This is a genomic window from Paracoccus sp. Z118 (assembly GCF_019061185.1).
GTDB lineage: Bacteria > Pseudomonadota > Alphaproteobacteria > Rhodobacterales > Rhodobacteraceae > Paracoccus.
On the sequence record NZ_JAHQZU010000012.1, the window covers coordinates 1 to 13,357 of the forward strand.

Consider the following 13,357-nt stretch of genomic DNA (forward strand, 5'->3'; position numbering starts at 1 on the left):
CATGGCAAGCTTGCCCCGCATCGGGCCTTTTTCGAGGAGTTGCTCGCGCAGGATCCCGACATCACGCTGTTCGAACTCAGGGACGCGCTGGCCGCAGCGGAAGGCATTCGTGTCCATCACTCGTCCATTGCCAGCCTGCTGTCACGGCTTGGGTTCACCTATAAAAAAAATCGCTGGTCGCCGCCGAACGTCGCCATGCCACAGTGAGACAACGGCGGGCCGATTGGCTCAAACATCGCCTGCCCGCCATCGCGGATCGCCCGGACCGCGTTGTTTTCATCGACGAAACTTCGGTGAAGACCAATCTCACCCGTCTGCGAGGCCGGGCCCTGCGCGGAACACGACTGAGCATGGATGCGCCCTTCGGCAGCTGGGGAACACAGACCCTGATCGCCGGCCTCACGTCGGATGCCCTGATCGCCCCCTGGTGCATCAGGGGAGCGATGGACGGTCCCGCCTTCGCCACCTACGTGCGCGAGGTCCTGATCCCCGAGATCGAGCCGGGAACCGTCGTGATCCTCGACAATCTTGCCACCCACCGCAACAAGCAGGCTGCCGAGGCTCTGCGGGGCCATGGCTGCTGGTTTCTCTACCTGCCGCCATATTCGCCGGACCTGAACCCCATCGAGATAGCATTCGCCAAGCTCAAGGCCCATCTGCGCAGGATCGGAGCACGAACCTTCACTGACGTCTTCAAGGCCATCGGCGAGGTCTGCGATCTCTTCGACCCCGACGAATGCTGGAACTATTTCATGGCTGCAGGGTATGTCGCAGGTTAAAACAGAAACGCTTTAGGTTCATCTTCGACGGGCCCGGCTTCATGGATCATCAGGTCGACGTAGCTGATTTGGCGCCCGCATTGATGGCCCTCTGGAATGTCGTCAGAAGTGCGAACAAGACGATCAACGGCAACCGAGCTGAGGCTCGATTGAAGATGAAGGCATCCGCCGAGGGCAGCTTTGACGCTATTCTCTCGATCGATGTCTCTTTCCTGAAAGCCATGGCAGATTTGCTCGACCAGGCGGCGGGCCACGAAGAACGCATTGCCACGGCTAAAGAACTCACCGACCTGCTCATCAACTGCGGCGCGATAACCGGCGGGGCATGGGGCCTCTTTGCGGTCCTTAATCGTCTCCGAGGGAAGCGGCCCGACCGCATCCAGGATATGGGGGATGGTACGACGCTGATCACGCAGGATGGCGTGAAGACGATCGTGGATGATCGAACCCTGATCCTCCTGCAGGATTCTCCTACGCGGGAATCGTCACAGGATTTCGGAAGGAAACTCAGCCGCATACCGGGCCTCTCGGAGGTGCGGTTCGACGATGGCAGCGGACCAGACGTGTCGATACCCAAAGGCGAACTGGCCAGCTTGGATCTTCCACCACCTGTTGAGGACGAGGCGATCGTCACGAGCACCGTGGTTGAAGATCGTCACCGCGCCGTTCCGGGACGGCTATGTCTGGCGATTCTCCGACGGCGGTGAGAAGACCTTCACCGCGACCGTCGAAGACGAGAGCTTCTTCAACAAGGTTGCGAGTGGTCAGGTCGCTCTCTCCGCGAACGATACCCTACGCTGCCGAATCGTCGAAACACAAACCTTGGCTGCTGGCGGCCTGACCAAAGAGACCGCGATCAAGGCGGTCATCGACTTCGTTCCCGGCGCGAAGCAGATGCGCCTTCTCTAGGGCCGAAAGTGGAACGATCTTGCAAACCGGGTTGCAAAACGGACACCCCCGGAAGGGCCTGGGTGCTGGTCGGGGCGAGAGGATTCGAACCTCCGGCCTACGGTACCCAAAACCGTCGCGCTACCAGGCTGCGCCACGCCCCGAATGGCGGTCTTGTAACCGCAGCGGGCGGGCCGCGAAAGGGGTTAACGCAAGAAGAACGCCGGCTTCTTTGTCGATGACCGTTTGGCTTCGCTCGCTAGTCGAGAATGCAGCGACACGACGCTTTGTGCGAAGCCTCCGGAAGCCGCGCGGTTTCCCCGAGCTCTGCTCACCCGCAGGGCGTCGCGGCTTTGTCCTGCGGCACGCGAGGGTGGCGGAGGGTGGCGCCGGGTTCGAGGCCGAGGCGCTCGGCTTCGGAGCCGCCGATTTCCAGCACCATCAGGCGGTCGGGGTCGGGATCGCCCGGCACGGCGCCGGGGAGCGGGGTGAGGTCCAGCGGCCTGGCCTGCGCATGGATGTGGCGCACGGTGCCGGCCGCGTCGATGAACAGCAGGTCCAGCGGGATCAGCGTGTCCTTCATCCAGAACGAGACGGGCTGCGGCTGCTCGTACACGAACAGCATCCCGGTGCCGGGCGGCAGCGAGCGGCGGTGCATGAGGCCCTGCGCGCGCGCCGCCGGGGTGTCCGCGATCTCGACGGAAAAGGGAACCTCGCGTCCGTCCGTGCCGACGATGACGGCGATGGAGTCGCGGCAGATCCCGGCTGCCGCCGCCGGCGCGGCGGGCAGGATCAGGGTGGCGAGGATCGCTCCCGCTGCCCAGCGGTGCAGGGTCGCGGCTGACTTCCGGTGCTCACCGCTCCGTTGCACGGGCGGGACTGTGTGGAGCGTCGGATCCCTGACACAGTCACGCCCGCGGCGCGCGGAACGATAAAGCGCGGCAAAGATGCCCGATCCTTCGACCCGAAACACCACGCGCGGCAAGATGGCCGCCGCAGCGGCATTCCAGCCGCGCCAGGCCGCATGGCTCGGCAAGCCAGCGCCAGCGCCCCCCGGCATCCACGATGCCGCGCGTTGCGGCAGGGAGGCGGGCGGCGGGCGCATCACCGGCCGCTCATCCGTTGGCGGCGAGGACGAAGGGGCGGGGGATGCGCAGGGTGTCCGCGCTGCCGTTCCTGCGGGCGCGGCTGTTCCAGTCGTCCGGCAGATCGAGATTCTCGATCTCGGGCGAGAGCCGCGGCTGCGGCCCGTGGCGCGCGGGTTGCGGGCCGCCGGAACCGCCGGTTCCGCTGCCGCCCTCGTCCGCGGCCTCGCCCACGCGGTCCCAGCCGAGCAGCTGCGCCGCCATCAGGCCGCGGCGGCCATCGACCACCCGCATACCGACGGCCTCGCCCTGGACGAGATCGGCGAAGCCGGAATGGCGCACGACCTCGATATGCAGGAACACGTCCTCGCGCCGGCCGAAGATGTTGGCGAAGCCGAAGCCCTTGGCGCGGTCGAACCATTTGACGCGAGCCGGCAGCACGGGCAGCTTCAGCAGCTCGTCGGGCGAGACGTTGCAGAGATCGGCGATCGGCGGGGCGGAGGCTTCCGCCGCGGGTCCGACCGAGAGGATTCGGGTAGCCTGGCGGCCGCGGTCGGTCGTGACCGCCTCGACCTCGACCCGGGTGCCTTCGGCGACGGTGCCCTGGCCGAATTTCCGCACGACGTTGCCGTGGATCAGGACGTCCTGACCGCCCGCGTCGTCAACCAGAAAGCCGAAGCCCCGTTGAGAATCGAACCATTTCACATAGCCGGATACAACGCATGCGTGTATCGAGGGATCTTCCAGCACCGTAGTGTACCACCTCAGGCAAAAACTAACTTACATCAATCGCATGCAACAATAAATGCAACATGGCGCAGACGAGGCTGAAATATGCGCGTCCGCAGCGTTGCGCCAGAGTCACAGCCTTCCTTACCGTGACTTTGACGTATGGTTATTCAGGATGCAATCACTGGTTGAACAAAATGAATCAGGGGTTCAGGCGCTGAATATTCCATCGATCGCCCGTCCTCGTCCAGCGGAAACGGTCGTGAAGCCGGTATTCGCCGTCCGCCCAGAACTCGATCTGCACCGGGGTGATGCGGACGCCGCCCCAGAAGGGCGGACGCGGCGGCGGGGCCCCCTCGTGCAGGGCGGTCAGCCGGGCGGTTTCGGCCAGCAGCGATTCGCGGCTGTCGAGCGGCTCGCTCTGCCGGCTGGCCCAGGCGCCGATGCGCGAGGGCAGCGGGCGGCTGTTGTAATAGGCGTCGGCGATCGCACCGTCCTCGCGCGTGGCGGTGCCGCGCACGCGGATCTGCCGGCGCAGCGATTTCCAGTGCATCACGAAAGCGGCGACGCCGGTGGCCGCGATCTGGTGGCCCTTGGCGCTGTCGTAGTTGGTGTAGAACAGGAACGAGGCGTCCTCGATCTCCTTCAGCAGCACCATGCGCACGTCGGGCAGCCCGTCGGCATCCACTGTCGCGAGCGCGATGGCGTTGGGATCGTTCGGCTCGGTCTTCGCCGCTTCGTCCAGCCACGCGCGGGCCAGCGCGAACGGATCGTCGCCGACGAAGATTCCGGTGCTGTCGCTCATGCTTGCTGACCTTTCGGCTTTGCCCTAACTCTCACCGAAGGTTGAACACGCGGGGTAAGTGTCATGTCAAGCGACGACGCCATCGGCGAGACTGCGGATCAGGCGTCCGGCCCGCCCGCGACCGGGCTGATGAAGGGCAAGCGGGGCCTCATCATGGGGCTGGCGAACGACAAGTCGATCGCCTGGGGGATCGCCCGCGCGCTGGCCCGCAACGGCGCGGAACTGGCGTTCTCCTATCAGGGCGAGGCGCTGAAGAAGCGCGTGGTGCCGCTGGCCCAGCAACTTGGCTCGTCGCTGGTGCTGCCCTGCGACGTGGCGGACATGGCGTCCGTGGACGATCTGTTCGCGGCGCTGGAGCGGGAATGGGGCACGCTGGACTTCGTGGTCCACGCCATCGGCTTTTCCGACAAGGACGAATTGCGCGGCCGCTATGTCGATACCAGCCGCGACAATTTCCTGATGACGATGGATATTTCGGTCTATTCCTTCACCGCCGTCTGCAAGCGCGCGGCGGCGATGATGCCGGATGGCGGCTCGCTGATGACGATGACCTATTACGGGGCCGAGCGGGTGATGCCGCATTACAACGTCATGGGCGTCGCCAAGGCCGCGCTGGAGGCGTCGGTCCGCTACCTGGCCGAGGATCTGGGCAAGGACCGCATCCGCGTGAACGCGATCAGCGCCGGGCCGATCAAGACGCTGGCCGCGTCGGGTATCGGGGATTTCCGCTATATCCTGAAATGGAACGAGCTGAACTCGCCCCTGCGCCGCAATACCACCATTGATGATGTCGGCAACTCGGCGCTGTATCTGCTGTCGGATCTCGGCGCGGGCGTGACGGGGGAAACCCACCATGTCGATTCGGGCTATCACGTCGTCGGCATGAAGGCGGTGGACGCGCCCGACATCGACGCGACGGCGAACCGCAAGGCCGCCGAGTGAGCGCCTGCCAGCAGGAGGAATGATGGACGCCGTCACGCTGCCCCAGTTGGCGCTGTTCGTCGGCACGCTGGCGCTGGCGATCCTGTCGCCGGGGCCGGGGATCATCGCGGCCAGCCAGTCGGCGGCGGCGCGGGGCAGGGGGCCGTCGATGCCCTATGCGGTGGGGCTGGCGTTCGGCGCCTCGCTCTGGTGCCTGTTCGCGCTGTTCGGGCTGACGGTGCTGTTCCAGCTGGTGCCGGCGCTGTTCGCCGCGCTCAAGATCGCCGGCGGCGCCTATCTGATCTGGATCGCGATCCAGATGTGGCGCCACGCCGCCGACCCGCTGGCGATGGCGGGCGAGACCGTCACCGGCCCCGGCTTCCTTCAGGGGATGGTGCTGAACCTCTCGAACCCGAAACCCGCGCTGTTCTACGGCGGGATCATCATGTCCATCTTCCCCGCGCTGCACGGCCCCGCCGCCGGCATGATCTATGTCGTGGCGCTGTCGGTCGAGGTCACGTTCTACGCGGTCGTGACCTTTGTCATGGCGACCGGCCCGGTGCGCCGCAGCTATATCTCCGCCAAGATCTGGATCGACAGGGTCGCGGGGGCGCTGATCGGCGCGCTCGGCCTGTCGCTCATCATACGAAACTGAAGGATAACGATGGCCCGCGCCCCCCAGACCGACCGCCTGCCGCATGAGCGCGGCTTCCATGTCAGCTGGGACCAGCTGCACCGCGACGCACGGGCGCTGGCCTGGCGGCTTCAGGACACGGCCCCGGCGGGCGGGGGCGAGTGGCGCGCGGTCGTTGCCATCACCCGCGGCGGCATGGTCCCGGCGATGATCGTCGCGCGCGAGCTGGACATCCGCATGATCGATACCGTCAGCGTCAAATCCTACCTCAAGGGCGAGCAGGGCGAGATGGTCGTGCTCAAGGCCCCCGACGCCGGGATGATGGGCGACGGCGAAGGCGTGCTGGTGGTCGATGACCTCGTGGACAGCGGCCGGACGCTGGAACTGGTGCGCCGGATGTATCCGCGCGCCCATTTCGCCACCGTCTATGCCAAGCCCAAGGGCCAGCCGATGGTCCAGACCTACATCACCGAGGTCAGCCAGGACACGTGGATCTTCTTCCCCTGGGACATGGCGCTTCAGTATGTGGAACCCTATCGCGGCAGCGACTGAGGCAGCCGGGCAGGGCGGGGCCACTGACATGACCGAGTTCTCGCTCCAGCCCGGCCGCAACTGCTGGCGCACCGCCCGCGCCGACCGCTTCACCCTGATCGTGGATGCGCAGCACTATTTCCGCGCATTGCGCGAGGCGCTGCTGAAAGCGCGCGACGAAGTGCTGATGATCGGCTGGGATTTCGATTTCGAGATCGAGATGCTGCCCGGCGAAAGCGACGGGGACGGAATCGCGCCCGACGGGCTGCCCAACAAGGTCGGCCCGTTCCTCGAGGAGCTGGTGGCGCGGCACCCCGAACTCGACATCTACCTGCTGAAATGGAGCGGCGGCGCCCTGATCGCACCGGCCCGGCTGCTGCCGGGGCTGCGGGTCAAGCTGTTCAGCCCCGAGCAGGTGCATTTCGCACTGGACGGCCGCCACCCGCTGGGCGCCTGCCACCACCAGAAGATCGTGGTGGTGGACGACTCGCTCGCCTTTTGCGGCGGGATCGACGTGACGGACGGGCGCTGGGACACGCGCGACCATCTGACCGACGAGGCGCGCCGCTGCCTCAAGTCGGGCGAGACCGCGCAGCCCTGGCACGACGCCGCCGGCATGTTCGACGGCCCCGCGGTGCTGGAAATGGCCGAGCTGGCGCGCGGGCGGTGGCACCGCGCGACGGACGAAGAAATCGCCCCCGCCGACAATCCGGGCCGCGATCTCTGGCCGCCGCAGGTCGATCCCGACTTCAGCGACGTGCAGATCGGCATCTCGCGCACCGAGCCGCCCGGCTTCGACCATCGCGGCATCGTCGAGATCGAGACGCAGTATCTCGACGCCATCCGCGCCGCGAAGGACTGCATCTACATCGAGTCGCAGTATTTCAGCGCGCCCGGCATCGCCCGCGCGATCCGTCGCCGCCTGGCCGAGCCGGACGGCCCCGAGATCGTCGTCATCAATCCCCGCGCCGCGCAGAATTTCATCGAGGACCGGGCGATGCATGTGAGCCGCGGCCGCCTGATCCGCCAGCTGGCCCGCCGCGACCGTTACGGGCGCTTCCGCATCCTCTATCCCGTGACCGAAGCGGGCGAGCCGATCTATGTCCACGCCAAGCTGCTGCTGGTCGATGACGCGCTGCTGCGGGTGGGGTCGAGCAACATCGACCGCCGCTCGATGGGCTTCGACACCGAGGTGGACGTGACGCTGATCGCCGAAACCGACGCGCATCGCGCCTGCATCCGCCGCATCCGCGCCGGGCTGCTGGCCGAGCATCTGGGCCGCACGCCCGAGGAGGTGCAGGCGGCGATCGACGGGCATGGCGGGCTCATCGCCGCCATCGACGCGCTGAGCCGGCCCGAAGGGCGCGGCCTCTGGCCGGTGCCGCGTCGGCGCGATCGCTGGCTTGGCCGTTGGCTGGCCGACACCGCCATCTTCGACCCGCGCTATGCCCGCGACGCCGAGCGCCGGACCGGGCTGACCGGGCGGCACTGGCTGATCGGCGCGGGTGCATTGGCCGCTGCGGCGCTGCTGTGGCGCCGGACGCGGCGGCGCTGACTGGCGGAGTTGCCCCGAAGCCGCGCTGTTGGCCTTTTTTGGCTGTTCAAGCAGCGATGAGCATGGGGGCAGTGGCGCGACCTCGCGATCATTCCGGCGGACTGCCATGATCCCGGCGATGGACTGCGCGGACCTGCTTGCCGGTCTGCTTGACGGACAATTGGGACGGAGCCGCCCGGCTCTGGCGGCGCAGTGGTTCCCGCGTCACCGTCCGAGCTTGACGCGCCGTCCCGCCGCCGGATAAGTGGCCCCCGTCCAAGTTCCGGCCTCGCACCGGATGAAAAGGGAACGCGCAAGGGCCGCCGAACACCGGCATCCCGATCCGCGGCTGCCCCCGCAACTGTAAGCGGTGAGCGGCGCCGAATTGCCACTGGAGCCATGCTCCGGGAAGGCCGGCGCCGCATCGACCCGCCAGCCAGGAGACCTGCTTGGACGACACCCTTTCCACGGCGCGGGGCGCGCCTTGGAAGCGGCGTGCCGCAGCGGTGATCTCACTGTCTGCGGGCGTGTTGCCCCGGACCAACGCATCTCGGCAGGCCGCGCGCCCGCCATCGACTGCAAGGGATTTCAGGGACCATGACCACCCGCCACCTTTCCCCCCGCCACCTGCGCCTTGCCGCACTGACGCTGACCGTGGCGCTGCCCGCCTCGGCCCTCGCGCAGGACGCGATCACGCTGGACCCGGTGGTGATCTCGGGCGGCTTCTCGCCCATAGAGGCGCAGTCCTACGGCCGCGCCGCCACCACGCTGGACGGCGAGGATCTGCGCGAGCGCGGCTTCACCTCGGTCCAGGACGCGCTCAGGACCGTGCCGGGCGTATCGATCAGCGCCACCGGCCACGGGCTCACCCAGACCCGCATCCGCGGGGCCGAGGCCAACCACACGATGATCCTCATCGACGGAATCGAGGCGGCGGCGGGCGACGACGAATATTACCTCAGCGGCCTCGACACCGCCAACATCGAGCGGATCGAGGTGCTGCGCGGCCCCCAATCGGTATTCTACGGTGCGAGCGCGGCGGCCGGGGTCATCAACATCATCACCAACCGACCCGCCGATGGCGGCCGCGCGGGGCTGGAGTTCGGCAACGGCCTCGCCGGATGGCTCTCCACCGGGATCAGCGGCGAGCGGGGGCGGCTGTCGTTTTCCTACAGCGGCCGCGACGATGACGGCTACGACGTTTCGGGCGACGGCGGCGAGGATGACGGCATCCGCCGCCACAACCTCACCGTCTCCGGCGACACGCAGGCGACCGACGACCTGCGGCTGGGCTTCTCGCTGCGCCGCGCGGATGAGCACTATGGCTACGACGTCGAGGATTACGGCGCCACCAGCGCCGAGGGCTTCGTCGTCAACAGCGACGACCATACCGACCGGGACGAACTGGCCGGGGAAATCTTTGCCGAGCATGTCTCGGCCGGTGGGCGCGTGGTGAACCGGCTCTCCTATCAGGAGACGCAGGTGGACCTGTCGCAGAACGATGGCGAGACCAAGGAGGCGCGGACCCGCGCCCTGCGCTGGCGGGCGACGATCGGGCTTGACGGCGCGGTCGTCGATGCGACGCAGACGCTCAGCTTCGGGATCGACCGGCGCAAGGACGAAAACAGCCTCGCCCGGAACAACGAGCGGCGCAACACCTCGGTTGCGGTGGAATACCGCGCCGCGCTGGCGAACGGCGTCGATCTGCAATTCGGCCTGCGGCACGACGACAACTCGGTTTTCCAGTCCAAGACCAGTTACGTCGCCGCCGCCTCGTGGCGGATCGCGGACACGCCCTTCCGCCTGCATGCCTCTGCCGGAACCGGCGTGGTCAACCCGGTCTATTACGAGCTGCTCGGCGGATTCGGGCTGGTCGGCAACCCCGATCTGGAACCCGAGGAGAACCGCAGCTTCGACATCGGCGTCGAGACCACTTTCGCGGACGGGCGCGGCGTCATCGACGTGACCTGGTTCAACGAGAGGCTGGAGAACGAGATCAAGTCCGACTGGATGGGCCTGCCCGACGGCACCAACTACTACAACGAGGACGGCACCAGCCGCCGCGAAGGGATCGAGATCGCCGGGCGCTACGACGTGACCGACGCGCTGACGCTCGGCCTCGGCTACACCTATCTCGACGCGAAGGAGCCGGACGGCAGCGTCGAGATGCGCCGTCCGCGCCACGAACTGTCCATGAACGCCGCCCTGCGGGTGCTGGAGGGGCGCGGCACGATCTCGGCCGACCTGCGCCATGTCCGTGGCAACTACGACGGCCAGTGGTGGGTCGGCGGCGCCGGGGTGTCGAAGCTCGACGACTACACGGTGGTCAACGTCTCGGGCAGCTACGACCTGACCGAAAAGGCGCGCATCCGGGGCCGCGTCGTCAACCTGTTCGACGAGGAATACAGCGACGTGTGGGGCTATGCGTCGCCGGGCCGCGCCGCGTGGCTGGGGGTGGAAACCCGGTGGTGAGGTCCGGCGGACCGGATCGCGGACTGCGGATAGCACTGACGTTCGCGGCGGGCGGCGAACAGGCGGTGAGCGGATGAGACGCGCGCTTCTTTCGGCCGTCGCCATTCTGGCGCTGGCGGGCGCGGCGGCGGCGGAGCCTGCTGCCGCCCCGGCCCCGCAGCGCGTCGTCTCCATCAACCTCTGCACCGACCAGCTTGCGATGGCGCTGGCCGCGCCGGGGCAGTTGATCTCGGTCTCGGCGCTGGCTGCCGATCCGGGCGTGTCGCTGATGGCCGATGAGGCGGCCGGCTATCCGGTGAACCATGGCCGGGCGGAGGAGATCTACCTGCTCCGCCCCGATCTCGTCCTCGCCAGCAGCTTCACGACCCCGGCGACGCTGTCGATGCTGCGGCGGCTGGATGTGCCGGTCGCGACCTTCGCGCCGGAAACCTCGCTGGATGGCATCCGCGCCTCGATAGTCCAGATGGGCGAGACGCTGGGGCGGCAGACGGCGGCGGAGGAGATGGCGCGGGATTTCGACCGCGATCTCGCCGCGCTTCGCCGCCCGCCCGACCCGAATGCACCGCTGGCCGCAACCTGGCGGGCGAACGGCTATATGACCGGCACCGCGACGCTGGAATCCGACGTTTTGCGGGCGGCGGGCTTCGCCCTGCTGGCCGAGCGGCTGGGGATGGAGTTCGGGGCGATGATCCCGCTGGAGCTGCTGCTGATGGCGGACCCCGACGCGATCGTCTCAGGCCCGCCCGCCAGCGCGCCCGCGCGGGCCGAGGATGTGGTGCGTCACCCGGCGCTCGCCCGTTCCGGCGCGGCGCGAATCGCGGTCGAGGGCCGCGAATGGGTCTGCGGGCTGCCGCAGGTGCTGGATGCCGTTGCCGGACTGGACGCAGCGCGGCAGGCGCTGCCGCGATGACCCGGCTGCTCGCCTTGCTGGCGCTGCTCTGCGCGGCGCTGTTTTTCGGCTCGCTGCTGACCGGCCCGGCGGATGTGGGCGCGCGGGCGAGTCTTTCGGCGCTGCTGGGCGGCGATGGCGGGCCGCTGACGCTGGTGATGCGGGAAATCCGCCTGCCGCGCGCGGTGCTGGGGCTGCTTATCGGGATCAGCCTCGGCCTGTCGGGCGCGGCGATCCAGGGCTATCTGCGCAACCCGCTGGCCGAGCCGGGGCTGATCGGCGTCTCGGCCTCGGCGGCGCTCGGGGCGGTGCTGGCGATCCAGACGGGGGTCGCGGCGGCGTTCTCGCTGGCGCTGCCGCTCGCCGGGCTGGCGGGGGCGGCGCTGTCGGCGCTGCTGCTGCTGTCGCTTTCGGGTCGCGCGGGGGCGCGGGCGATGGGACCGGGCGGCGGCAGCTTCGGGCTGATCCTTGCCGGGATCGCGGTGTCGGCTTTTGCCGGGGCGCTGACCTCGCTGGTGCTGAACCTCTCGCCCAACCCCTTCGCCGCCAGCGAAATCGTGTTCTGGATGATGGGCTCGCTGGCCGACCGCAGCTGGAACGAGGTCTGGACCGCGCTGCCGGTCATGGCGCTCGGCTGGGCGCTGCTGGCCTGGGCCGCGCGCGATCTGGACGCGCTGACCTTGGGAGAGGACGCGGCGGCCTCGATGGGTGTGCGGCTGGGGCGGCTGCGGCTGGTGACGGTGCTGGGGGTCGCGGCGGCGGTCGGCGCGGCCACGGCGGTCGCGGGGGCCATCGGCTTCGTCGGTCTGGTCGTGCCGCATCTGCTGCGCGGGGCCGTGGGCGGCGTGCCCTCACGCCTGCTGCCGGCGGCGGCGCTGGGGGGGGCGGCGCTGGTGCTGGCCGCCGACATCGCCGTTCGGCTGATCCTGCCCGAGCGCGACCTGAAGCTGGGGGTGATGATGGCGCTGGTCGGAACGCCGGTGTTCCTGCACATGATTCACCGCATCCGGCGGGGCGGGTGATGGCCGCGCCCGCCCTCGGCCTTGCCGGCCTGACCGTCCGCCTGCGGGGGCGTCCGGTCGTGGACGAGGTGACGCTGGACGTGGCGCCCGGCAGCTTCGTCGGGCTGATCGGCCCTAACGGCGCGGGCAAGACCACGCTGCTGCGCGCCGCGTTGGGGTTGATCCCGGCGGAAGGGCGCAGCGATCTGGCGGCGCTTTCGCCTGAGGCCCGCGCCCGCCGCGCCGCCTATCTGCCGCAATCGCGCGACGTGGCCTGGCCCGTGACGGTGGACAGGCTCGTCCGCCTCGGCCGCCGGTCCCACACCGACCGCCGCGCGGACGAGCGCGCCGTGGCCGAGGCGCTGGACCGGATGGACCTGCGCCCGCTCGCCGCCCGCCGCGCGACCGAGCTTTCCGGCGGCGAGCTTGCCCGCGCCCTGATCGCCCGCGTCCTTGCGCAGGAGACGCCGCTTATCCTCGCCGACGAGCCGATCGCCGGACTGGACCCGGCCCACCAGTTCGCGGTGATGGCGCTGTTCGGAAACCTCGCGCGGCAGGGGCGCACAGTGATCGCCTCGCTGCACGATCTCGGCCTTGCCGCGCGTCACTGCGACCGGCTGGTGCTGCTGGATCGCGGCCGCATCCGGGCCGACGGCGCGCCGGAGGAGGTGCTGACCCCCGCCCATCTTCGCGGCAGCTTCGGCGTCGGGGGCGGCTTCCTTCCCGCGCCGGACGGGCCGGTCTTGGTCACCCGGCCGCTCTGATCCGGCGAACGGGACTTGGGTTTCGCGCCCCATCAGGCTATTGATCGGCGCAGGAATTCTGCATGAAAGGTTGGACCCTTGAACCAGCGCCTGCATCTGGTCTTCGGCGGTGAATTGGTCGACTCCCAGCGGGAGGAGTTCGTGGACCCCACCGCCATCCACGTCGTCGGGCTGTTCCCCGATTATGCCAGCGCCTTCGCCGCCTGGAAGTCCCATGCGCAGCGGACGGTGGACAGCGCCCAGACCCGGTATTTCATCGCCCATCTGCATCGGCTTTACGACGAAAAGCGCGAAGGCAGCCCGACCGGTGAGCTGATCGCCTGAC

Annotated in this window: 15 protein-coding genes, 1 tRNA gene, 1 pseudogene and 1 riboswitch; of the genes and pseudogenes, 13 read left to right on the plus strand and 4 right to left on the minus strand. The window is 68.5% G+C overall.

All coding sequences use genetic code 11. From position 1 onward, the window contains the following. The 4 genes and pseudogenes from KTN05_RS11265 to KTN05_RS11280 all read left to right on the plus strand — a co-directional run. Positions 1-207: pseudogene (locus tag KTN05_RS11265) on the plus strand (hypothetical protein); the annotation flags it as partial. Beyond that, positions 204-779: an IS630 family transposase gene (locus KTN05_RS11270; RefSeq protein ID WP_217329508.1), complete on the plus strand. Its 576-nt coding sequence runs from the start codon at positions 204-206 to the stop codon at positions 777-779. The pseudogene KTN05_RS11265 and the gene KTN05_RS11270, both read left to right, overlap by 4 nt. A gap of 41 nt (positions 780-820) precedes the next feature. Continuing rightward, complete coding sequence (locus tag KTN05_RS11275) at positions 821-1,486, plus strand: hypothetical protein (protein WP_217329509.1); 666 nt, start codon at positions 821-823, stop codon at positions 1,484-1,486. Then, positions 1,425-1,688 carry a hypothetical protein gene (locus KTN05_RS11280; protein WP_217329510.1) on the plus strand — a complete coding sequence of 88 codons (264 nt, stop codon included), beginning with the start codon at positions 1,425-1,427 and terminating at the stop codon, positions 1,686-1,688. Before KTN05_RS11275 ends, KTN05_RS11280 begins: the two co-directional genes overlap by 62 nt. A 66-nt stretch (positions 1,689-1,754) precedes the next feature. On the opposite strand, the gene KTN05_RS11285 is transcribed toward KTN05_RS11280, so the two are convergent. From KTN05_RS11285 to pdxH, 4 genes are all read right to left on the minus strand, one after another. After that, positions 1,755-1,831: transfer RNA gene (locus tag KTN05_RS11285), tRNA-Pro, on the minus strand. A gap of 167 nt (positions 1,832-1,998) precedes the next feature. Then, the gene (locus tag KTN05_RS11290; protein ID WP_371823343.1) at positions 1,999-2,703 is read right to left on the minus strand and encodes a DUF192 domain-containing protein; all 705 of its coding nucleotides are present in this window, start codon (positions 2,701-2,703) and stop codon (positions 1,999-2,001) included. Positions 2,704-2,782: 79 nt separating this feature from the next. Next, the gene (locus tag KTN05_RS11295; protein WP_371823344.1) at positions 2,783-3,457 is read right to left on the minus strand and encodes a cold-shock protein; all 675 of its coding nucleotides are present in this window, start codon (positions 3,455-3,457) and stop codon (positions 2,783-2,785) included. A 226-nt stretch (positions 3,458-3,683) separates the two neighbouring features. Continuing rightward, positions 3,684-4,286, minus strand: a complete 603-nt coding sequence (gene pdxH / locus KTN05_RS11300; RefSeq protein ID WP_217329511.1) for a pyridoxamine 5'-phosphate oxidase — start codon at positions 4,284-4,286, stop codon at positions 3,684-3,686. Positions 4,287-4,415: 129 nt separating this feature from the next. Here pdxH and fabI point away from each other — a divergent pair, with 129 nt between their 5' ends. The 9 genes from fabI to KTN05_RS11345 all read left to right on the plus strand — a co-directional run bounded on the left by fabI (position 4,416) and on the right by KTN05_RS11345 (position 13,356). Further along, positions 4,416-5,228 (plus strand): enoyl-ACP reductase FabI, encoded by an 813-nt coding sequence (fabI, locus tag KTN05_RS11305; protein WP_254368156.1) that lies wholly within the window; start codon positions 4,416-4,418, stop codon positions 5,226-5,228. Positions 5,229-5,250: 22 nt separating this feature from the next. Further along, positions 5,251-5,862: a LysE family translocator gene (locus tag KTN05_RS11310; RefSeq protein ID WP_217329513.1), complete on the plus strand. Its 612-nt coding sequence runs from the start codon at positions 5,251-5,253 to the stop codon at positions 5,860-5,862. A gap of 9 nt (positions 5,863-5,871) precedes the next feature. Next, the gene (gpt, locus tag KTN05_RS11315) at positions 5,872-6,393 is read left to right on the plus strand and encodes a xanthine phosphoribosyltransferase (protein ID WP_217329514.1); all 522 of its coding nucleotides are present in this window, start codon (positions 5,872-5,874) and stop codon (positions 6,391-6,393) included. Between the two features lie 28 nt (positions 6,394-6,421). Beyond that, positions 6,422-7,927: a phospholipase D-like domain-containing protein gene (locus KTN05_RS11320; protein ID WP_217329515.1), complete on the plus strand. Its 1,506-nt coding sequence runs from the start codon at positions 6,422-6,424 to the stop codon at positions 7,925-7,927. A gap of 240 nt (positions 7,928-8,167) precedes the next feature. After that, positions 8,168-8,374: riboswitch (cobalamin riboswitch) on the plus strand. Between the two features lie 129 nt (positions 8,375-8,503). Beyond that, complete coding sequence (locus KTN05_RS11325) at positions 8,504-10,378, plus strand: TonB-dependent siderophore receptor (protein ID WP_217329516.1); 1,875 nt, start codon at positions 8,504-8,506, stop codon at positions 10,376-10,378. Positions 10,379-10,451: 73 nt separating this feature from the next. Next, complete coding sequence (locus KTN05_RS11330) at positions 10,452-11,288, plus strand: ABC transporter substrate-binding protein (protein ID WP_217329520.1); 837 nt, start codon at positions 10,452-10,454, stop codon at positions 11,286-11,288. Further along, on the plus strand, positions 11,285-12,289 hold the full coding sequence (locus tag KTN05_RS11335; protein WP_217329521.1) for an iron ABC transporter permease: 1,005 nt from the start codon (positions 11,285-11,287) through the stop codon (positions 12,287-12,289). The genes KTN05_RS11330 and KTN05_RS11335 overlap by 4 nt, the downstream gene beginning before the upstream one ends. Then, on the plus strand, positions 12,289-13,032 hold the full coding sequence (locus KTN05_RS11340) for an ABC transporter ATP-binding protein (protein ID WP_217329522.1): 744 nt from the start codon (positions 12,289-12,291) through the stop codon (positions 13,030-13,032). Before KTN05_RS11335 ends, KTN05_RS11340 begins: the two co-directional genes overlap by 1 nt. Positions 13,033-13,110: 78 nt before the next feature. Beyond that, entirely contained in the window at positions 13,111-13,356 is a 246-nt protein-coding gene (locus KTN05_RS11345; RefSeq protein ID WP_217329523.1) for a DUF4170 domain-containing protein, read from the plus strand. Position 13,357: the final 1 nt, after the last annotated feature.

What these genes read in the sequence shown, in the direction of transcription:
- KTN05_RS11275 (WP_217329509.1), top strand. Translation starts at nt 821, where the DNA reads ATGGATCATCAGGTCGACGTAGCTGATTTGGCGCCCGCATTGATGGCC.
- pdxH (WP_217329511.1), bottom strand. Translation starts at nt 4,286, where the DNA reads ATGAGCGACAGCACCGGAATCTTCGTCGGCGACGATCCGTTCGCGCTG.
- fabI (WP_254368156.1), top strand. Translation starts at nt 4,416, where the DNA reads ATGAAGGGCAAGCGGGGCCTCATCATGGGGCTGGCGAACGACAAGTCG.
- KTN05_RS11310 (WP_217329513.1), top strand. Translation starts at nt 5,251, where the DNA reads ATGGACGCCGTCACGCTGCCCCAGTTGGCGCTGTTCGTCGGCACGCTG.
- gpt (WP_217329514.1), top strand. Translation starts at nt 5,872, where the DNA reads ATGGCCCGCGCCCCCCAGACCGACCGCCTGCCGCATGAGCGCGGCTTC.
- KTN05_RS11320 (WP_217329515.1), top strand. Translation starts at nt 6,422, where the DNA reads ATGACCGAGTTCTCGCTCCAGCCCGGCCGCAACTGCTGGCGCACCGCC.
- KTN05_RS11325 (WP_217329516.1), top strand. Translation starts at nt 8,504, where the DNA reads ATGACCACCCGCCACCTTTCCCCCCGCCACCTGCGCCTTGCCGCACTG.
- KTN05_RS11330 (WP_217329520.1), top strand. Translation starts at nt 10,452, where the DNA reads ATGAGACGCGCGCTTCTTTCGGCCGTCGCCATTCTGGCGCTGGCGGGC.
- KTN05_RS11335 (WP_217329521.1), top strand. Translation starts at nt 11,285, where the DNA reads ATGACCCGGCTGCTCGCCTTGCTGGCGCTGCTCTGCGCGGCGCTGTTT.
- KTN05_RS11340 (WP_217329522.1), top strand. Translation starts at nt 12,289, where the DNA reads ATGGCCGCGCCCGCCCTCGGCCTTGCCGGCCTGACCGTCCGCCTGCGG.